We start from the raw sequence: 20,069 nt of genomic DNA on the forward strand, positions 1-20,069 counted from the left end.
ATCCTCCCTGACATCGATCACCGGCTCCGCCGCAATGCCGGCTTCGCCCTGGATCGCGATCCCGACGAGGTGGGATCACTCGATCCGGCGACATCGTGTACTTCCTGGGCGCGCCGACTCGTCCGATGTGGACACAACGGGCAGGCTGTCACACCGTCGCGACTGCAACATGTGGAAGGAACGACGAGCGGATGATCCGGATCATGCCCGCCAAGGACCAGCACGTGCGGGTGACCTGGGCACTGCCCCGGCACGAGCCGCCAGGCCCGGTCAGCGTGGTCGGCGACTTCAACGGCTGGACGCCGGGAGCGACCGAACTCCGCGCCCGCTCGAACGGCAACCGCACCGCGGCGGTCGTCGTTCCGCGCGGCACGACACTGCGCTTCCGCTACCTCGGTTCGAACGGTCACTGGTTCGACGACTCGGACGCGGCGGCACAGGACGACCACGGCTGCGTGATCACCGTCTGACAGGGCCCCCAAATCGGCTGGCGAGCATCGGTGACGATGACCGGTGGCACACCGCTTCGAGCCCCTTGCGATTGACCGTCAGAACCTCGTTGGACAACGAAGGATCCGCGTCGGCGACTGCGCGGGCGACCTGCCCGCACCAGGGCAAGTGGTACGAGATCGGCAAGGACGCCGTTGAGCGCGTCAAGGCTCAGGTGGCCGAGCTGCTGTTGAACAGGAGCACGCTTTCATTCCCGCTCTGGGTGCCGTCCGGCAAGACCACGGACGAGCACGACTACGCGGCGGAGAAGGTGGCCGCGCGGCAGTGTTACCTCTGCCTGGACAGCAGCTTCGCCACGACGCCGATGCACCTGCGGTTCGAGCTGGCGGACATCGCCGGCCGCGTCTGGGACGCCGGCATCCTGTTCTCCCTGTCGCGGGTGAGCCTGCTGCGGCTGAGCTACGACCTGCACAACCTCGGGATCGAGCTCCAGTTCGCCGACATCCCCTTCGTCGCGAGGAAGAAGGGACAGCCGGCGGCCAAGGCCGCCTGGAAGCGGAGACCGGTCGGCCTCTGGGCACAGCGCGCTGCCGTGCCCAGTGGCCAACCGCACCAAGGAAGAAATCGAATGACCGCAATTCACGACGAACCCAGACCGGATTCCGCCCGTCTGAGTGTTCGTGCGTGTAGTTCTTTTGTGGGCCTAACGCATCAGCATACGAACCGCTCGGTGCTGGTCGAAGGGCCTGAGATCACGATCCGCCCCGTGGGCACCCGTCGTCTGGCTGCGGGTGGTTCCCGATGACCGTCACCACAGCTTCTTCGGCTCGGAGGGATCGCGCACTGTGGGTGCAGTGCGCCTGCACGGCACTGTTGCTCTCGGCGCGGCTTATGCCTCGTACCGGCATGGGCGCGAGTTTGCTTTGCGTTCGGCGCGGATGAGGTGACGGCCGCGATCTGGCCGTTGATCGTGGATGGGCTGTTGACCACGGCCACCGTCGAGCTGTGGAAGACGTCAGGTGACGGCCGTCGTGCCGAGGGTCGCTGGGCGGCTTGGACGTCTTTCGTGTTCGGCATCTCCCTCTCGCTCTGCGCGAACGTGGCAGCGGCCCCAGAACTGAGCGTGTTCGCCATCGCGGTCGCGGCATGTCCGCCGCTGGCGCTGTTGCTGGCGGTGGAGCTCCTGAACCGCGCGCTCAAGCGTCATCGCGCCGAGAGTGCGCGCGCGACCACTCTCGAGACGGACGAGACAGCAGCGGGAGCTGGCGAGACTGGGCGAGTGGTGCGTCTCGCTGTCGTCTCGGACGAGTCTCGCTCGCCGGACGAGCCGACCGCAGAGCAGCGGATGTGGGCGTACTACGTGACCGAGCGTGCGAAGGGGCGCAGCCCGACCGGAGCGGAATTGGATCGGATTGCGGGTACCAACAACTACGGCCGTCGAGTGCTGCGCCGGTGGCTGCAAGCCGGGCAACTGGCAGCAGGAAACAATTGGTAGGCATATTCGATACTGCGGGCACTGTCGTGCTGGCGGGGTTGGCTGCTGCTGTACTGCTGGTGCTGCTCGGCAACGCGCGGCGCGTGTTTGGCTTGGCTGAGTCGGCCTGAGGCGCGGTGCCGGGGTTGCCTGGTCCGTTTCCTCCAGGCCGACTCAACCACCCGCGCGACCTGCCGCAAGATGATCGAGCCGATGACGCGACTGCCTGCGCTCCTCGTGAGCTTCTCGATGTTCAGCTTCGAGATTGATCAGTACCTCATTCGCTCAGATGGCGGTTTCAAGTAAGAAACGCGCCACGGTTGGCCTATACCTACCGAATAGATGCCACTGCGAGTAGCAGTACCTCTTGCGAATCCACCTGTCGAGCGGACAGACAGGATCCCTGTGTCGAGGTTTCTTGGAGATCTTGGGTTTTCGTCAGCTTGGGGGGAGGGAAGGATGCCCCGAAGCCACACCGTGGGTCTGTCGATCGGAACCACGACTGTCGACGTGGTCGTCGCCAAGTTTGGCAGCGAGGTTACCAAGAAGCTGAAGACCGGCAAAGGGTCACAGGAAGATCACTTGCGGGGGCCGTTCGAACGGATGCTGACCGGCATCGCGGAGAGCCTTGGGCTGACGATCACCACAATTGGGGAGATGCGTCTACCAGACCTGTCTATTCGGCCGGACTATGCAGTGGATATCGCGGGTGCACGTGTCGGATACGTTGAGCTGAAAAAGCCTGGCTATGGCGTGCCAGACAACTGGCGGAGCCCAAGCCAGCACGATCGGATTCAGTGGGAAAAACTTCAGCTGTTGCCGAATGTTCTGTACTCCGACGGAGAGCAGTTCGCCAGGTATAGTTTCGGAAAACTTCAAGGCAAGATCGCGCTTCTTGCCCCTGGACTTGATCGAGCTGGCAAAAGACTTCATGCGGTGAGCAGTGACTTCGCTCGCGTTCTCACCGATTTTCTCCTGTGGGAACCAGAACGGCCGCGCTCGCTTGACGAGCTTGTTCGATTGGTTGCCAACCTCTGTCGACTACTGCGAGACGATGTGGCCGCTGAACTTATTCGAGAGCAGACTGGCCTGTCGGGAAGTCGAACGTTCAGCGGGCTTGCCACGGACTGGAGGCAGGCCTTATTTCCGAACTTGACCGATGCGGAATTTGCTGATCAGTACTCACAAACAATAACGTTTGCACTTCTACTTGCTCGCGTTGACGGCGTGAGCTTTCGTGGCCGGTCGATTGTCGAGATTGCCCGTTTGTTGGGAAAAAAGCACTCGTTGATGGGGCGAGCGCTTGCTGTGCTCACCGACCAGCCGGAAGAGGAGCACAGTGTCGCACTGGCGACTATGGTGCGCGTACTCAGCGTCGTCGACTGGGCCGACTTTCCAGATGATTCATACTCGATGCTTTATGAGAACTTCTTGGCCGCATACGATCCTTCATTGCGCCGAAAGAGTGGTGTCTATTACACGCCAGCACCTCTGGTCTCCTTCATGACTCGATTTGTCGATGACGTTCTGAGGTCCCGCCTGGGTCGAACCCTGGGGTTCGCCGAGAGGGATGTGATAGTTGTAGATCCTGCGATGGGAACAGGTAGTTTTCTTTCCGAGGTTGTGAACACGGTTGCGGCGACTGTCGCGGCAGAGGAAGGTGCCGGCGCGGTAGCTCCGCATTTACGCGAACTGTCCAATCGCCTGATTGGTTTCGAGAATCAGGCGGCGCCCTACGCGGTAGCTGAGTTGCGAATTCACAGCCTGCTGAAGAAGCGGCACCTCGCCGAGGTGCCCGCGCAGGAAAGGCGCTTCCTGGCGGATACACTTGATGACCCCGATGTGCAACTACTTCCCATGGGGCGAATGTATGAGGCTATTGAACGGTCGCGGCGTGGCGCAAATCATGTGAAGCGTGAACAGCCGGTGATGGTGGTGCTTGGAAATCCGCCATACGTGGACAAAGTAAAGGGAACTTCGAAGTGGATTGAGACGCCGAGCTCCACAACGGATTCGCCGAGCCTATCGGCATTTCGGAAATCAGGTAACGGGCGACTCGAATACGTCCTATCCAACAAGTACGTCTACTTTTGGCGCTGGGCGACTTGGAAGGCATTTGACGCGCACCCTGCGCATCCGGCGGGTGTCGTCGCCATGGTCTGCTCGGCTGGCTTCACAACTGGTCCGGGGTTCGCCGGCATGCGGGAATATCTGCGCAGAACCGCAGATGAAGGGTGGGTCATAGACCTTACGCCTGAGGGGCATCAGCCACCTATGGAAACTCGCTTCTTTCGCGGGAATCAGCAGCCAATCTGTGTGGCGGTATTCATTCGCCGAGGAGCGTCTAATCCGAGTGTCCCGGCACGAATTCATCGAACGAGTGTCATCGGCTCGGTCGAAGAGAAGTCAGAATCGCTTGCTGAACTGCGGATCGACGACAACAACTGGAAAGATTGCGCCAGCGGCTGGAGTGAACCGTTCCATGCCGTGAGAAGCGGGTCGTGGAGTTCGATGCCTGCCATGACTGATCTGATGCCGTGGGCAGCTCCTGGCGTCAAGCCAAACCGGACATGGGTCTACGCTCCAGAGAAAGAGACACTGCGGGAGCGTTGGAACAGGCTCGTGCGTGCGCCGTTACACGGTAAGTCAGAGCTTCTTAAAGAGACAAGTTCGACTCGTGTTGATTCAAAAATAACGAGCATTCCGGGTATGGCGGCTCACAGCGGAACGATCTCTGCGGAGATTAGCGGTTGTCCAGAGTTGCGAAGGGTTGCCCATCGGTCCTTCGATCGAAAATGGACTATTCCTGACGCAAGGTTGCATCACAGACCAAGTCCGTCGCTGTGGCTAACGGCCTCCAATGAGCAAATTTTTGTCGTTGAACAGCATGCACATCCGATCGTCAGCGGACCTGCTTTGGTGTTTACGTCACTTATTCCCGATATGCACTACCATTCAGGTCGTGGCGGTCGCGTGCTTCCTCTATACCGAGATGATCGTGCCACTGAGCAGAACGTCACGCCGGGCCTGGTTCGCCTTCTGTCTGAACGATTGAAGCGCTCAGTCGATGCGCTGGATTTAGTGGCCTACGTAGCTGCTGTCACTGCACATAACGGTTTCACGCGTCAGTTCTCGACAGAGCTGAAGAGCCCTGGAATTCGGATACCTCTCACTGTCGATAGCGAGGCGTGGCTTGAAGCTGTCAGCATAGGAAAAGAGGTGATTTGGTTACACACTTACGGCGAGCGCTGCGTGGATCCAAGTGCAGGTCGCCCGCAGGCGCCTCCAAGGATGCTTACCGAACGACCAACAGTGTCCGTAGGGATATCAGATTCAGAAAGTGGAATGCCGGAGTCGATTGCTCACGACGACCACACCGGCACTCTCCATGTCGGAGAGGGTAGGATTGGACCAGTTTCCCGCGAAGTCTGGAGCTATGAAGTCTCCGGCATGCAGGTAGTCAAGCACTGGTTCGGTTACCGCAAGAAAAATCCTTCCGGGAAACGTTTGTCCCCCCTTGATCACATTGCCGCGCAGTCTTGGACCTCAGTCATGACCACAGAGCTGTTGGACCTACTTAACGTCGTAGGTCGGTGCGTTGCGTTGGAACCTCGACAGGAGAAACTCCTCGGCCGCATTATCCGTGGCCCGCTTATCACTGTTGACGATCTGACAGCAGCCGGCGTGCTACCGGTTTCTGGAATGGCGCGCAGGATACCCAAGCTTAACCATCAGGATGATCTCTTTTCTAGTGACTGAACGACATGTCCTGCGCGACCAAGACTGTTTTTATTGATCACGGTTGCGCAAATGCTCGGCCAGCCAGTTGGCGAAAGTTTTTGGACTTGCCGTCTGTCAGCACGTCGATGATGCACTCACCGTCGTTTTATCAGTCGACGGTCGTCTTAGCGATCAGGGGATCCAGCGATGCCCGCGTCGATCGACACAACCTGTCCCAGCGCGTAGGCCTGGGCACCATCCCATCGGCTGTTCCGCAGTCATGTGATCACCGCGTATTCGGATCGAGGCCGAGCCGCTGACGTTCGGCGGCGATGATCCGCTGCTCAGCAGGAACCGCCTCGTCTCGTGTCACGTCGACCGTCTGGTGCAACGAACTATCGACCGCACGAGTATCAGCTTCCTTGGCCGCGCTCTTGCGGGCGTACTCGTCGAACAACTGCTGCTTCTCTTCGATGATCTCGCGCATGCGTTCGTCGACGGAGTTCTTGGCCAGCAACCGATGCACGTGCACCTTCCTGGTCTGCCCCATGCGGTGAGCACGGGCGATCGCCTGCGCCTCGGTACTGGGTTTCCACTGCGGCTCGGCCATGATCACCACCGAGGCCGCCTGCACGTTGAGCCCCACGCCGCCCGCCTCGATCTGGCTCAGCAGCACAGCGTGCCCATCGATCCGGGAGAACTCGTCGACCATCTCCTGCCGCTTGCCCGCCGCCACCGACCCGGTCAGCACACCCGCCGTGTTGCCGGCGAGCGCCTGCTGCACCGCCTCGAGAACACCGCGGAAGTAGGAGAAGACGATGACCTTCCACCCGTTGTCCTTCGACTCCTCGATGATTTCGAGCAGCCGCACCATCTTCGCCGAGTCGCGGTGGTTCGGCGTTGCGTAGGCGGCCTGCCGCATCGCCATGAAGTTCCGTTCGACAGCCACCCGGTAGACGCGCGCATCGGCGTCGGACAGCTGGACCCAATCCTCCATCTCCAGGCACTCCGGCAGCTCCTGCAGCACGTCCTCCTGATTGCGCCGCAGGTACACCGGCGCCACAGCCCGCCTGAACGTCGTCGCGCTCGCCATCCGCCCGATCCGGTCCAACGACGAGGCGATGCCCGGCCGCAGATGGTCGACGAGCGACTGGAACTCCTCGACCCGGTTCTCCATCGGCGTTCCAGTCAGGAACAGGGCCCGCTCGGCATCGGTAGCCAGCGTGGCAACGGCCTGGGAGCGTTGCGCTTCCTTGTTCTTGATGTAGTGCGCTTCGTCGACGATCAACAGCTGGATTCCGTGCTCGTCGGGGAGTGGCAACTTGGAGACGGTGCCGAATGTCGTGACCGCGACCCGCCCTGGCGCAACCACACTCCTGTCGCACTGTCACGGTCAGCGCCATGCAACGCGTGCGCGGTCAGTGTCGTGTGTTTGCCGATCTCGTTGATCCAGTTGATCAGTACGCTGGCGGGGCAGACGACCAGAAACCGCGTGCGCCCGTTCGCCGCGAGATGAGCGGCGGTGGCGAGTACCTGGATCGTCTTGCCCAGTCCCATCTCGTCGCCGATGATCGTCCGTTCGTGCAGGATCGCGTACTGGGCGCCGAAGACCTGGTAGCCCCGCAGCGTGGTCTTGAGCCGTTCGGTGTTGAGCGGGACTGCCTGGATCTTCTTGACCAGCTCGGCCGGCGCATAGCCATGCGCCGCGTCGTCGTCGGCCGCGCGGATTGCGCCGGGAATGGTGGCCAGTAGAGCGTTGATGCCAGCTGCGTCGCGTTCGTACTCGCGCCACACCTCGGCGGCCGGGCGATTACCGGATTGCGCGAGCTGGAGCACCGCGGTCGCACGCTGATGCAGACCAGTCGCACTGCCGCCGGTAAGGAGCTGTTCCAGTCGCGCAAGGGCGGTAAGAGCTGCAGTGCGCGCGGTCTTGCTGGAGAAGAGCATCTTCGCTCGCGAGCCGGTCGGCTGCGCGGCGGCAGAGAGACCGTGCAGGTGCGGTCGGATGTTGGCTCGGGTCCCGCGCCATCGCCAAGATCCTCAACAGCCGGGCCACCGCACCAGCTGTGGCGGCACATGGTCCGGCTACCAAGTCCTCCGCGCCCTGAACAACCGCGTGTACCTCGGCGAACTGACGTTCCGGGAGACCACCGTGACCGACACCCACGCCCCCGTCATCGACCTCACGGTGTGGGAACAGGCCCAAGCCATCCTCGACGCCCGCGGCGAATCCCACGCCCACCGCGCCGCCTCCGGCTCCGACTACGTCCTCACCGGCCGCCTGCGCTGCCCCCAATGCGGCAAGGCCATGATCGGCACCCGCGCCACCGGCCGCAACCGCACCTACCGCTACTACACCTGCTGGAACCTCGCCCGCTACGACGCCAGCAAATGCGACTTCACGCGCCTCAACGCCGACGCCGTCGACGCAGCCGTCCTGGACGCCCTGGCCACCTTCTACCGCACCCAGCATGACCTCATCGCCGACGCCATCGCCCACGAACAGAAACAACACCAGGCAGCCAACGCCGACCGGCACGCCGAGCTCACCACGGTCGACAACGAGATCACCAAGACCGGGCAGGCCATCGACCGCTACCTGACCGCGTTCGAGCGCGGCACCATGGACGAAGAACTCGTCGCCGACCGGCTCACCGAGCTACGCGCCAAGACCAAGCAACTACGTACCCGCCGCGACCAGCTCACCCTCGCCCTCGACGACGAACCCACCACACCCGAACCCGCCACCCTCGTGGCGGTGGCCGACCACGTCGCCGAGATCACCACCAGTGGCATGCACAACCAGGCCAAAGCCCTCGTCGAAGCCCTGGTCGCCAGCGTCACCATCACCGGCCCGGACCGGCTTGCCCCGGTCTTCCGCATCCCCCAACCTAGCAACAACGACGGGGCCGCACCCGCTCTACCAGCGGATACGACCCCGAACGGAGTGGTTCGCACAATGACTAACTTGGTGGAGCTGAGGGGACTCGAACCCCTGACCCTCACACTGCCAGGCGACGTTCAACTCCTTGCCGTGCTCCAGTTTCGCTCCACCATATTCAGTGTGAGACTCACCCGAAGCAGAGGTCAGTCCTGCTCCGTGTGCCAGATCTGCGACGACGTGGTCGCGCAGTCGGCGATCCCGATCCGGGTGCCGTTCCGGTTGGAGAACGGCAACAGGGCCAGACACGCGCTACCTCCGGCGGGAGGGGTCACCAGCACGAGGTTCCCGAACACGTCTGCGGGCTGCCACTGCCACCACTGGCGCTGATCAGTCGCGTTGCAGGACCGCTGGTCGACGATCAGTGTGCCCCACACGAGGCTCAGGCACCTGCCGCTGTTCTGGTTGACGAACTGCACGAAGCCGTTGCCGAGGTCGACCGACGCCCACAACTGGCTGGAGTCTCCCTCACAGTCCCATTGATGGGCACGCGCGCCGTTCGCCGTGGAGCCGTTGACTATGTCGACGCACTTGTCGGTAGCCGTGTTGACGATGTGGTGAAAGTCGTCCGCCGTAACGGACATCGCCGGCGCCTGACCGGTACTCGCGCCGGCGTGGGCGACGCCCACCCCGCTGACCGTCAGGGCGATGAGTGATGCGGCAAGGCCAAGCCATCTTCGGTTTTTCAAGTCCCGTTACCTTTCTCGGTTGGATGCGGGCCGTGCCGGCCTACCTCGGCGTGGCGGCCCAGAACGCGTAGTCGGCGGTGTACGGGATCGACGCGGTCGCGCCGTCCTTGCAGGCACCGGCCGGCGAGAGGCCGCCGGTGGTGTTCAGCCGCTGGACGAACGTGACCGCGCCGAGCAGTCCGGGACCGCGGTTGCCGGTGGACCTCAGCAGCAACTGGGGAACGGCGAGCGGCACCGGTGAGCTGGCGACCGTCGCGGCGGTGACCGAGCTGCCGTCCTCGACCGACGTCCACACAGGACCTCTGGTGTGCAGGATCACCGCCCTGCCGTAGCTCTCCAGGATCGCGTCGGGCTGCAGGAAACTCCACGCGCCGTTAGCGCACTGGTAGGTCTGGACGCCGTGCGCCTGAAGGAAGGCGATCTGTCTGTTGCCCTCGGGCACTTTGATCACCTCGGGTACCTGCCCGGAGGCGGTCGGCCCGGCTCCCGCCGGCGCGGTGGCGGCCCCGACGCCGACGGCCGTCATGGCCGCGACGGCCAGCCCGGCCGCGATTCGATTGATGCGCATCGTGTTCTCGCTCCTTCGTCTCGATGTGTCACCGGCACCGTGACATCGAGCGCTGCAACGACACTGACGTGGCGGGGTCAGCGACGTTGCAGCGCACACGAGGAGGATGTGAGCGTGGCCGGCAGTTCATCGGACTCGGCGCGGATCAGATCACCGAGCGGATTCGCCATGCGCGCGACAGGAACCCACAGCTGCTCAGGCCCGCGACGAGTCGGCGCGGAGTTTGGCGCGCAGGTGGTCGGCGTCGGGATGGTCGAGTTCGTCGAGGATCGAGACCGCTTCCCGCCACAACTCTCGCGCGTCGGCCAGGTCGCCGACGGCATGCCTGCTGTCGCCGAGGTTGGCCAGGGTCGCGGCGATCTCGTAGCGGTCGCCGAGATCTCGGTACAGGTCGAGCGCGCGTTGATATCCGTCGATGGCGGCGGCGTGGTCGCCCAGGTGGTGGTAGGCGTAGCCGAGGCTGTCCCAGGCTCCGGCCTCGCCGTCGCGGTTGCCGGCTTTCTGGTGCAGGACCAGGGATTCCCGGCAGCAAGTGAGTCCGCGCTCGTGGTCGCCGAGCTCGACGCACGCCATGCCGAGGTTGTTGAGCGCGAGCGCCAGTCCGTCGTGGTGGCCGGCCTCCTCGTACAGGTCGAGCGCCTGGCGGGCGTGGTGCATGGCCTCGGCGAACCGGCCCTGGATCGCCAGTCCCCTGCCCAGGTCCAGGTGGACGTCGGCCTGCCCGACCGGGTCGCCCGCCTCGGCCCACAGCCCGAGAGCGTGCAGCAGGTGAACCGTGGCGTCCTCGTGGCGGCCCAGCTTGACCTGGGCCCAGCTGAGGCCGCGATGAGCGATGGCACGGGCGTTCGGGTCCGCCAGCCTCGTGGCCGCCTCCACCCCGACCTGCCAGACGACGGACCAGTCGTGCCAGCGCCCCCGGCGGTTGAAGTAGGTGTGCGTCGTCCACGCCAGCGCCCAGGCGTGGTGGTCGAGACCCTGCAGGAAGGCCTGGTGCAGTGCCGCGATCAGCACGGCGTGTTCGGTGCTGAACCACCCCATGGCCGCGTGGTGATCGGTGCAGTCCTCGGGTGTCGCACCGGGCTCGGGCGGAGGCAGCACGATCGGGTCCCGGTGCGGGTTCAGCACCACGGCCGCGCGGTACGCCGTGCGCAGGTAGTGGTCGAGCGTCCGGCGGATCGCCGCGTCACGCTGCTGCGTGGAGTCCTTGTGGCCGGCGAGTTCGGCGGCGTAGGCGCGCAGGAGGTCGTGGAACACATACCGGTCGGGCGTGTGCTCGTCGATCAGGTGTGCACGAGCCAGCTCCCTCAACAGGTTCCGCGTCTCGGCCACCGCGAGCCCGGCCAGACTCGCGGCCGCGGCGGGCGAGACGTCCGGTCCCTGGTGCAGTCCGAGCAACCGGAACACCCGCGCCCCCTCAGGGGTGAGCGTGTTGTAGGACCAGGAGAACACCGCGCGCACATCCGCGACCAGGTCAGCCCCGGCGAGTGCGTCCAGCCGTTCCCGGCTGTCGCCGAGTTCCCCGGCCAGCGCCCGGAGGGTGAAACGCGGGTGCGTGGCGGCGCGGGCGGCCACGACGACGAGCGCGAGCGGAAGCCGTGCGCATCGGGTGCCGATCTCGTCGGCCGCCCGAGGTTCGGCCGCGATCCGATCGGCGCCGAGGCGGAACGCCAGCAGCTGCCGCGACTCGTCATTCGTGAGCAGGCCGAGGGTCATCGGGTAAGCGCCCTCGATGGCGACCAGGCCGACCAGCTGGTCCCGGCTGGTGATCACGACCAGGCACCTGGGCGCGCCGGGCAGCAGTGGCCGGATCTGCGCGGCGTCACGGGCGTTGTCCAGCACGACCAGCATCCGCCGGCCGGCGAGCAAGCCGCGGAACAGGGCGGCCTGCGCGTCCGCGCCGATCGGCATCCGCTGCGGAGGCACGCCGAGCGCGTCGAGGAACCCTCGCACGGCGTCCGCGGAACTCGTCACCCGGCCGCTCGGGTCGTAGCCGCGCAGGTTCACGTACAGCTGCCCGTCCGGGAACTCACCCGCCACGCGGCGCGCCCAGTGCACGGCGAGCGTGGTCTTGCCCACCCCCGCGGATCCGGACAACACCACGACGAGCGCGGTGGGCGACGGCCCGTTCAGCTGCGCCAGCACCGCGTCGAGGCCTGCGAGCTGGGGTTCGCGCCCGGCGAAGCCCCTCACCTCCAGCGGCAGCTGCGCCGGGGCCGGCAGCGGTGGCCGGGTCACGGTGATCGGCGCGGCCGGCGGCGCCGGACGGAGGTCCGGATCGTGCCGCAGCATCCGGGCTTCGAGCTCGCGCAGCGCCAGGGTCGGGTCAATGCCGAGGTCGCCGGCGAGAGCGCTCCGCAAGCGGCGGAAGACGGCCAGAGCGTCCGCCTGCCTGCCGCTGCGGTACAGCGCGAGCATGAGCTGGGCGTGAATCTGCTCATCGAGCGGGTGCTCCCCTGCGAGCTGCTCCAGGTCCCGCACCAGCGCCGCGTGCTCTCCGAGGTCCAGCCGGACCTCGAGCAGGGCCCGGACCGCCTGCGACCGCAACTGGTTCAGACGTTCGGCCTGCCCTTCCAGCCAGGTCAGTCCGGCGACGTCCTGCAGTGCCGGGCCGCGCCACAGCTCCAGTGCGCCACGCAGGTGCCGCGCGGCCGCCGCGCTGTCGTCCGACCGTGTTCCTTGCCGGATCAGACGTTCGGCCTCCTCGACGTCGATGCCCCCGGTTCCGGCGTCGAGCAGGTAGCCGGGCGGCCGCGACAGAATCGCCGTCCGGCTCCCCAGCACTTGGCGCAGGTGCGACACGTGGCTCTGCACCGTGTTCGCCGCCGGTGGACGCTCGTTGTCTCTCCACACGCTGTCGACGAGGCGGGGAACGCTGACGACGTGGCCGTGGTGCAGTGCGAGCACGGCGAGCACCGCCTTGCGGCGCAATCCCCGCACCGGACGGGGTGTCCCGTCCACCACGACATCGATTGGTCCGAGCAGCCGAATCCTCACGTGGTGCTCTCCCCTCACCACCGCCGCCTCAGCGCGAGGGTAACCGCCCCGGCCGGTCCGACCGGCCGGTTTGCCTGAAACACAGGCGGCGCAAGCACTTCGCATGACGACGAAGGATGCCCGTTCGATTGGTGGGCCGTCGTCGATCATCCAGGTCTTGTGGCTGTGGCGGGTGCCGTGGAAGGTCAGGCCGGGTTTTTGCGGGTGTAGCCGGATGCTGGGGTTGTCGACGTGGGGGTTTCCGTCGGCGGCGGGGCGCTGGGCACAGCGGGCGAAGTTGCTGCGCCGCAGGAGCAGGTCAAGAGTTACTTGGTTGCGTCTGAGGTCCCGATCGGGACAAGACCACTCAGCTCCTTGGTCTGACTGGACCAGAACAACGCGAACTCGACAATCAAGGCGCCCTCAAGAATGATCAGCCAGTGAGGGAAGATGATCGACGACGCGAACAAGATCGCCGCAGTGACGATCATCAGACCAGCGATCCTGGCGTACTTCTTGTTGACGACACCAATGCGGAACGGGCTGCGAGTGAACTTGCACGAGTTCACGACTACGACCACAAATATTCCAACAAAGAACAGCGCAGCCGAGAATCCGTGACCGATCTCAGGGAAGTCGTCGAACCAGAACAGGAGCGGTGACACGGCTGCCACCAGGAGAAGAGCCACCATGAAGATGACCTGCTTCGTGCTTCTGTTGACCTTCTGAGCCTCCCGCAGACGATGCTTGATCCATGTCAGGAGCAAGGCGATAGCGGCAGTGACGGACAGGGAGAGAACGTTATTCGCAACAACAGGGAAGATTGCACCCTTCTCGATTTCGTCTTTGGCACCGCAGGTCGGGTCGACCGAGGTCGGCATGAACGCCACCATGAAAGCCAGAAATCCCGAACAATCGAGCACCCAGTTCTCAATGTTGCTCTTCGCTCGATAGATGATCAGGCACACGCCGATAGCGCAGAGTGCGCCGACGAACACCATTTGCGCGGATGTGTGGTAGTAGGCGCTGATCGAGTGCTGCACGCACGGCAGGCTCGTAGCTACCACGTGGATGACCACCTGGGCGACGATCGAGAGCGCGAGCAAGCAGACGAGCATGATCGTCGCGAAGCGGAGCGCGAAGAAGGTCTGCCGATAGTTGTCATTATCAGGGAGCGCCATCATTTCCCCTCCTTTTGATAAACCGCAATAGCGCGAGCACCAGGCCGACGGGCAGAAGGAGCAACAGCGCGCCATAGATCGCAATGTGCTTGACGACTCCGAGCGCGCTGGTTGCCCACAGGACAACCAGCGGCGAATTCGGGACCATCGACAACGCGATGACCTCCCCGGCATCCTCAAGCGCGTCGAACAGACCGGCCACCGCAGGCACTGAAGCGACGGCGAGCGCCCAACGCCCTCTGCCGAACAGCGCGAACAGCAAGCTGGCGAGCGCAAGCGTGTAGATCACCAGGAACCCTGCGTCCGCGACGAGGAAGTACCAGTAGTGCCGACGCCCGGCGGTTCCGAGCGCGTCGAGCGCGGCGGCACCTTCGTTCGCGCTGTACGCGAACATGACATCAAGTGGGCGACTTCCCGACACGTCCTTGATGCGTTGGACGCTGAAGGGCAACTTCGAAGGGCCGATGAGGTAAGCCGACAGGAGGCCGGCGCCGACGACCAGACACAACGACAAGGCGCGCGACGTTCGGCGCAGCAAGCAGCTGAACGTGGAGAGCGAGGGCATATTCACACCTCCGTCGCGACGAGAGTGATTCGTCATCGACGAGATGCTCGTTCGCCGTTACCCGAGATGGACAGCAAACCAAGCAATCACCCGTTCGGCTTAGCAGGTTGACCTGAATGCGAAGCACGGCGTGCGGGTTGCCTGAGCCTTGCACCGCAGCGCTGACCGAGCGCGAGATTCACTCCACCCATGCACACGACGGTGCACAGTCGTCGATGCGGCTGGCAGGACTCGACGGGCGGAAAGCAACGTCGAGGACGCTCCGGGTGCGCTTGGGTGATGGCCTGCGCCACTTCGGACACTCCCTGCGCGATCAGGAGCGGCAAAGCAGGAGTACGAAGTCCGCTTAGGACAGTCGCCGGTTGCGCCGGTCACCGGGATCTTGGTCATGACGATGGCATCAGACCTCGACAAAGATGCAAGTCAAGCAGCAGTGGCGCCAACGTGGCCGCCGCCTGCGCGGGCGACCCCGGACAGTCGTCCGTTGAGTTTCGTCACCAATGCTCAGCGACCGGCACCAGCTTTCGGCTGAACTTAGGCATAGCCATCAGGGTCTGCGCTTCTACTACCACAGGATGATTCACAAGCGCCTTAAGGATGAGGTGTCACGGACCGAAATTGGCCAGACTGGAACCGTGCATCGCCATCTGCCTAAGGCCAACTGGTTGTGACCATTCCTCCCAGAGTGCTGGTGGGTAGGCGCTGGCTCTTGCTTGCAATCTTGTGCGCCAGTCTGCTGCTGGTGTCCGTGGACGCCACGGTGCTGCACATGGCCTTACCCGCGTTGGCAGAGGACCTGCGGCCTACCGCCACCAGCCAACTGTGGATCATCGCGGTCTATTCGCTGGTCGCGGCGCCCCTGCTGCTCGCCTTTGGCACATTGGGCGATCGTTACGGCCGGCGCCGGATTCTGGTGCTCGGATACGTGGTGTTCGGGCTCGCCTCGCTCGCCTGCGCGTGGGCACCCAACGTCGCGGTGCTGATCGCCGCGCGGGCGGCGCTCGGTGTCGGTGGCGCGATGATCATGCCGGCCACGCTGTCGCTGTTGCGCCAGGCGTTTCCCGACCGTGCCGAACGCCAGACGGCCATCGGCATCTGGAGTGGCGTGGCCGGTTCGGGGGCCGTGCTCGGGCCGCTGCTCGGTGGCTTCCTGGTGGAGACGTTCTCCTGGCACGCCGCGTTCCTGATCAATGTGCCGGTGATGGTCGTGGCGATTCCGTTGACCTACTGGCTGATCCCCGAGTCCGCGGACCCACCGGACGGGCCGTGGGACGTGCTCAGCGCGGTGTTGGCCGGGCTGGGCATCATCGGGGTTGCCTTCGCGGTCAAGCAGACCCCGCACGGCGGGACGATGTACGTGCTTGGCCCGGTTGCCGGACTGCTCGGGTGCCTGTTGCTCGTGACGTTCGTCCGGCGGCAACGAAAACTGCCTGTTCCGCTGCTCGACGTGACCCTGTTCCGCGACCGCGCGTTCAGCGTCGCGGTCGGCAGCGTCCTGCTGGTCCTGACCTCGTTGGTAGGCCTGGGCCTGTTGTTCGCCCAGTACCTCCAGCTCGTGCTCGCGCTACAACCCATGCCCGCAGCGTTGCGACTGATGTTCGTCATGGCCTCGGCGGTCGTCGGCAGCATCGTCGCCGGGCCGTTGTTGCAGCGGTTCGGGAACCGCCGGCTGACGATCGCCGGCTTCGCCGTCAGTGCGGTGGCCCTGGCAGTCTGCGCAGCAGGCCTGACCGCGACCGAGAACCTGTGGCTGCTCGGGCCGGTGCTGGCGGCGACCGGGTTCGGTGTCTCGATTTCGCTCACCGCCGCCTCCGACGCCTTGCTCGCCGCCGCACCAGCCGAGCAGGCGGGCGCGGCGGCTGCGGTGGAGGAGACCGCCTACGAACTCGGAGCCGGGCTGGGTGTCACGGTTCTGGGCAGCGTCGCCACCCTGATCTACTCGGCCAGTCTTCCCGGCGGGGCGGCACAAGCGCGCGACGGCCTCACCGAGGCGACAGCCGCTGCCGCCGGGCTACCACCCGCAGCGGGCTCTCAGCTACTCGAACTAGCCCGAGCCGCGTTCGTGACAGGCCTGCGAGCCGCACTGGTGGTCGGCGTCGTCCTGTTCGTCCTCGCCACGATCGCCGCGGCACGTGCGCTGCCCAAAAACGAAGGAATCACACGACGATGACCGAGCTTGATCTCAAGACCAGCACGACAGATCCGGCCCAGCCGGGTGTCAGCGGCGGCTGGCGCACACCCGACCGCCTGTACCGGTTGATCAGCAGCCCGGTCCTGCGCATGATCCTCGGATGGGACCTGCCCCGCTATGACCTGCGGGTGATCAAGCGCCGCTCCGGCACGGTCTGCGTGGAAGTCGGTAGCGGAGGCGGCTTCTACACCACGGCACTCAAAACCCGCCTGGGCAACGAGAACACTTTGATCACCCTCGACCCGTCACCATCGGCCATGCGATCACTGCGGCACCGGCTGGACAACGTGCCCGGCGCGCGAATGTCCTATGTGGCCGGTGATGGCTGCAAGCTTCCCCTGGCCGACGATCAGGCCGACACCCTGTTCTACGGCTACAGCCTCGAGGAGATGCCCGACCCGCTGGCAGCCATTCGCGAAGCACACCGGGTACTTCGGCCGGGCGGAGAACTCGTCCTGTTCCTCTGGCGGCCCGTGTTCACCCGGCACCGCCGCCGCCCAGTGCTCGCTCTGCTGGACGAGCTCTTCGAACGCCAGCGCGCCTCGGCCGGCCCGCAGAACATCCGCCTGATCTACCGAAAGCTCGCTGAGTGACAGCATTCGGGCGATCATGAACCCGTTCGAGCAAGTACTTCTGGGAGCAGGCGACAGGACGTCCGGGTGTTGTGGACCGCGGGGTCGCGACGAGAGCCGGGTGCGCCGCCGGCTCGACTACCGCAGTTCAGATCTGCCAGCGAGCGCGGACGATTCCGTCGTCGTCCGGTTGCACGGCCACGAGCAGTGGGTTGTGGTCGTCGGTGGTGTGCGGCAGGAGGATGGCAGCGCGGACGCCTGCCAACGCCTCTGACAGGCCCGCCCGGTCATCGCCGTCGTAGTGGAGGCTGCGGATGCGGCCGTCCGCGTGCTCCGCGACGACCCAGCCGGTGAAGTCCGGTGACATCGCGCGCAGCACTGCCGGAACATCGGTCGACAGGTCCGGCCACACGGACAGGAGGGCGCGCGGACCGAGGTCGGGCACCGTGACGTCGGCTGTGAGTCGATGCCAACGGGAGTGGTTGCCGACGACCTGCTCCTCCAACAGCACCCTGCCGTGCCGTCCCACGAGTGCCGCCACCTCGGCCCAGAACGCCGCGTCCGCCGGACGCGATTCATACGGCCCGTCGCCATCCGGGTCGTAGGGCGAGCCATCCAGCGGCTCGACGAACAAACCGCTCGCGATGGTCATCGCGACCGCACGTCCGCACGGTTGCGCGCTTCCGATGTACATGTACTGGTCGTAGCCGACATGGACGAAGAACCGGTCCTCGGATTCAAGTCGGCACCACGCGCCGTTGTCACGCAGCATGGCGCGCACCAGTTCACGACCGACATCCAGGGTGATCCGCGCGCCGTCGTGGTAGCCGGTGAGGTCGGGTGGGAACAGCCCGTGCAACCCGTGGCTGTCGATGGGCGGCTCTACTCCGAAGTGGACGAACCCGCTGACCGCGGGGTCGCGGATGGTCAGCCGCGTCACGCCGGTGTCATCGGCGAACGCCGTCACGGCGGCGAGGTAGGCGGCCTCCACCGGACCGTGGTCGCTCCACACGTTCTCGGACCCGCGGTACGCGCCCTGGTCATCGCGATCGGCGGGATCGTACTTCGTGATCCGGTGGACGTGCGGTGCACTCATGATCGGCTGGGTCGCCCTTCGGAAGCGCAGGTGATCGGTTCGAGCAGGCTAGCCGCGCCGCCACGTCGACAACGACCCGATGAACCACGAACGTCCTGTCATGCCGCAGCGGGTGTGATCGAGTAGCTGACACACAAGGCTTCGCCTGTCCTCGAGGTATGCCTCAACCGGATGCGTCGTCTCTTGATGTTGTGCTGCGGTTGGCGGCTTCTGCCTACCTCGGCCGCTACACCGGTGTCTCGCGGTTGCACTCAGAGTCTGATCCGCGGTTGTTCTTCACCTGGTGCGCCGAGCGTGATCTCCCTCCGCTCACGGCCCAGCGGGCGCAGATCGAGTTGTGGGGCTGCCCCGTTTTGACGGACAGGGTCGATGAGGTGTGGTCACGCTACCTGATCGGCAGGCTGGTATCGGGTGGCTTCGTAGGTGGCGGGGCTGAGGTAGCCGAGGCTGGAATGCCGTCGGCGGGTGTTGTACCAACCTTCGATGTATTCGAAGATTGCCTTGTGTGCCTTGGCTTTCGTGGGCCAGGGCTGCCGGTCGAGCAGCTCGGTCTTGATGGTGGCGAAGAACGATTCGGCGACCGCGTTGTCCCAGCATTGGCCCTTGCGGCCGACGGATAGCCGCACTCCGGCGTCGGTGGCCGCGCGGGCGTACTGACTGGAGGTGTATTGACAGCCCCTGTCGGAGTGGAAGATCACTCCTGGCTCGGGTCGGCGCTGGGTGACGGCGTTGTGCAGGGCCTGCTCGACCAGGTCGGTGCGCAGGTGATCGGCGGTGGCCCAGCCGACGACGCGCCGGGAGCCGAGGTCGATCACGGTCGCGAGGTAGAGCCAGCCTTCCCAGGTGTTGATGTAGGTGATGTCGCCGCACCACCTGCTGTTGATTTCTCTTGCGCTGCAAGAGAAATCCCGCTTGATCAGGTCGGCCGGGGTGGTCGCGGCCGGGTCGGGGATCGTGGTGGTGCGCCAGCGTTTCGGCGCCCGCCCGGCTCGGCCGGCTTCGCGCAGGAGCCGGGCGACGCGCTTGCGGGAGTGCCGATGCCCCTGGTCGGCGAGCTCGGCGTGGATCCGCGGCGTCCCGTAGGTGCCGTTCGACTCGTCGTGCACCGCGATGATCTTCTCGGTCAGCGCGGCGTCGACGCGGTCACGGGCGGACGGGCCGTTGGCACGGCGGGTGTAGTAGGCGGCACGGGAGACCTTGAGCAACTCGCAGGCACGCTTGACGTTGCCGCTGCCGGCGTTCTCCGCCTCGATGAACGGATACACGTTCACCGGGTCTCCTTCGCGAAGAAAGCCGTGGCCCGCTTGAGGATCTCCACGTCCTCACGCAGCCGCCGGTTCTCCCGCCGCAACGCGGCCAGCTCGGCCTTCTCATCGCTGCTCAGCCCGCCGTCCTCGCGGGTCCCGGCGTCACGTTCGGCCTGGCGGACCCACTCGCGCACGGCGGTCTCGGTCAGGTCGAAGTCCTTCGCGACCTGGGCGATCGAGCGGTCACCACGCTGGCACTGCTCGACGATCTCCGCCTTGAACTCCGGGGTGAACGCACGACGAGGACGCCGGGGCTTGTTCGAGCCCGTGGTCTTCATAAGGACATCCTTCCAGGGGCAGAACCCCTGATCTCAGATGTCCGTCAAAACGGGTCAGGCCCAG

The 20,069-nt window shown here is 65.0% G+C and carries 15 protein-coding genes and 2 pseudogenes; 7 read left to right on the forward strand and 10 right to left on the reverse strand.

The window, feature by feature from the left end; all coding sequences use genetic code 11:
• Positions 1-191 precede the first annotated feature (191 nt).
• The 4 genes and pseudogenes from BM417_RS34930 (at position 192) to BM417_RS34945 (ending at position 5,683) form a co-directional block, all read left to right on the forward strand.
• Positions 192-470 carry an isoamylase gene (locus BM417_RS34930; RefSeq protein ID WP_093603327.1) on the forward strand — a complete coding sequence of 93 codons (279 nt, stop codon included), beginning with the start codon at positions 192-194 and terminating at the stop codon, positions 468-470.
• A gap of 89 nt (positions 471-559) precedes the next feature.
• Positions 560-1,255, forward strand: a complete 696-nt coding sequence (locus BM417_RS34935; protein WP_177320760.1) for a TIGR04141 family sporadically distributed protein — start codon at positions 560-562, stop codon at positions 1,253-1,255.
• Positions 1,252-1,945, forward strand: a pseudogene (locus tag BM417_RS34940) (DUF2637 domain-containing protein). The gene BM417_RS34935 and the pseudogene BM417_RS34940 overlap by 4 nt, the downstream one beginning before the upstream one ends.
• Before the next feature lie 456 nt (positions 1,946-2,401).
• Complete coding sequence (locus tag BM417_RS34945; protein ID WP_177320761.1) at positions 2,402-5,683, forward strand: type ISP restriction/modification enzyme; 3,282 nt, start codon at positions 2,402-2,404, stop codon at positions 5,681-5,683.
• 247 nt (positions 5,684-5,930) lie between these two features.
• Here BM417_RS34945 and BM417_RS49955 read toward each other — a convergent pair whose 3' ends face one another.
• Positions 5,931-6,965, reverse strand: coding sequence for a DEAD/DEAH box helicase (locus BM417_RS49955; protein WP_177320762.1), 1,035 nt, complete (start codon positions 6,963-6,965; stop codon positions 5,931-5,933).
• The gene (locus BM417_RS49960; protein ID WP_093603331.1) at positions 6,929-7,591 is read right to left on the reverse strand and encodes an SNF2-related protein; all 663 of its coding nucleotides are present in this window, start codon (positions 7,589-7,591) and stop codon (positions 6,929-6,931) included. Before BM417_RS49960 ends, BM417_RS49955 begins: the two co-directional genes overlap by 37 nt.
• A 58-nt stretch (positions 7,592-7,649) precedes the next feature.
• On the opposite strand from BM417_RS49960, the gene BM417_RS34960 reads away from it, so the two are divergent.
• A complete protein-coding gene (locus BM417_RS34960; protein ID WP_245822377.1) occupies positions 7,650-8,915 on the forward strand; it encodes a recombinase zinc beta ribbon domain-containing protein in 1,266 nt (421 codons plus the stop codon).
• On the opposite strand, the pseudogene BM417_RS50390 reads toward BM417_RS34960, so the two are convergent.
• The 5 genes and pseudogenes from BM417_RS50390 to BM417_RS34985 form a co-directional block, all read right to left on the reverse strand.
• Positions 8,822-9,169: pseudogene (locus BM417_RS50390) on the reverse strand (RICIN domain-containing protein); the annotation flags it as partial. The gene BM417_RS34960 and the pseudogene BM417_RS50390 overlap by 94 nt on opposite strands.
• A 145-nt stretch (positions 9,170-9,314) precedes the next feature.
• Positions 9,315-9,842, reverse strand: coding sequence for a DUF3455 domain-containing protein (locus BM417_RS34970; RefSeq protein ID WP_093603335.1), 528 nt, complete (start codon positions 9,840-9,842; stop codon positions 9,315-9,317).
• A 195-nt stretch (positions 9,843-10,037) separates the two neighbouring features.
• On the reverse strand, positions 10,038-12,836 hold the full coding sequence (locus BM417_RS49965; RefSeq protein WP_281251388.1) for an AfsR/SARP family transcriptional regulator: 2,799 nt from the start codon (positions 12,834-12,836) through the stop codon (positions 10,038-10,040).
• Between the two features lie 305 nt (positions 12,837-13,141).
• Positions 13,142-13,999, reverse strand: coding sequence for a hypothetical protein (locus BM417_RS34980; RefSeq protein ID WP_143138927.1), 858 nt, complete (start codon positions 13,997-13,999; stop codon positions 13,142-13,144).
• On the reverse strand, positions 13,983-14,561 hold the full coding sequence (locus BM417_RS34985; protein WP_093603339.1) for a hypothetical protein: 579 nt from the start codon (positions 14,559-14,561) through the stop codon (positions 13,983-13,985). The genes BM417_RS34980 and BM417_RS34985 overlap by 17 nt, the downstream gene beginning before the upstream one ends.
• A 721-nt stretch (positions 14,562-15,282) precedes the next feature.
• Here BM417_RS34985 and BM417_RS34990 point away from each other — a divergent pair.
• Together BM417_RS34990 and BM417_RS34995 are read left to right on the forward strand one after the other, a co-directional pair.
• Entirely contained in the window at positions 15,283-16,731 is a 1,449-nt protein-coding gene (locus BM417_RS34990; RefSeq protein WP_245822379.1) for an MFS transporter, read from the forward strand.
• Positions 16,728-17,345, forward strand: coding sequence for a class I SAM-dependent methyltransferase (locus BM417_RS34995; RefSeq protein ID WP_093603341.1), 618 nt, complete (start codon positions 16,728-16,730; stop codon positions 17,343-17,345). Before BM417_RS34990 ends, BM417_RS34995 begins: the two co-directional genes overlap by 4 nt.
• Before the next feature lie 127 nt (positions 17,346-17,472).
• Here BM417_RS34995 and BM417_RS35000 read toward each other — a convergent pair whose 3' ends face one another.
• The 3 genes from BM417_RS35000 to BM417_RS35015 all read right to left on the reverse strand — a co-directional run bounded on the left by BM417_RS35000 (position 17,473) and on the right by BM417_RS35015 (position 20,005).
• Positions 17,473-18,420: an RNA-binding protein gene (locus tag BM417_RS35000; protein ID WP_093603343.1), complete on the reverse strand. Its 948-nt coding sequence runs from the start codon at positions 18,418-18,420 to the stop codon at positions 17,473-17,475.
• Between the two features lie 380 nt (positions 18,421-18,800).
• A complete protein-coding gene (locus tag BM417_RS35010; protein ID WP_093595977.1) occupies positions 18,801-19,691 on the reverse strand; it encodes an IS3 family transposase in 891 nt (296 codons plus the stop codon).
• Positions 19,688-20,005, reverse strand: coding sequence for a transposase (locus BM417_RS35015; protein ID WP_093595980.1), 318 nt, complete (start codon positions 20,003-20,005; stop codon positions 19,688-19,690). The genes BM417_RS35010 and BM417_RS35015 overlap by 4 nt, the downstream gene beginning before the upstream one ends.
• Positions 20,006-20,069: the final 64 nt, after the last annotated feature.

The sequence above is a fragment of the Lentzea waywayandensis genome, from assembly GCF_900115955.1.
Lineage (GTDB): Bacteria > Actinomycetota > Actinomycetes > Mycobacteriales > Pseudonocardiaceae > Lentzea > Lentzea waywayandensis.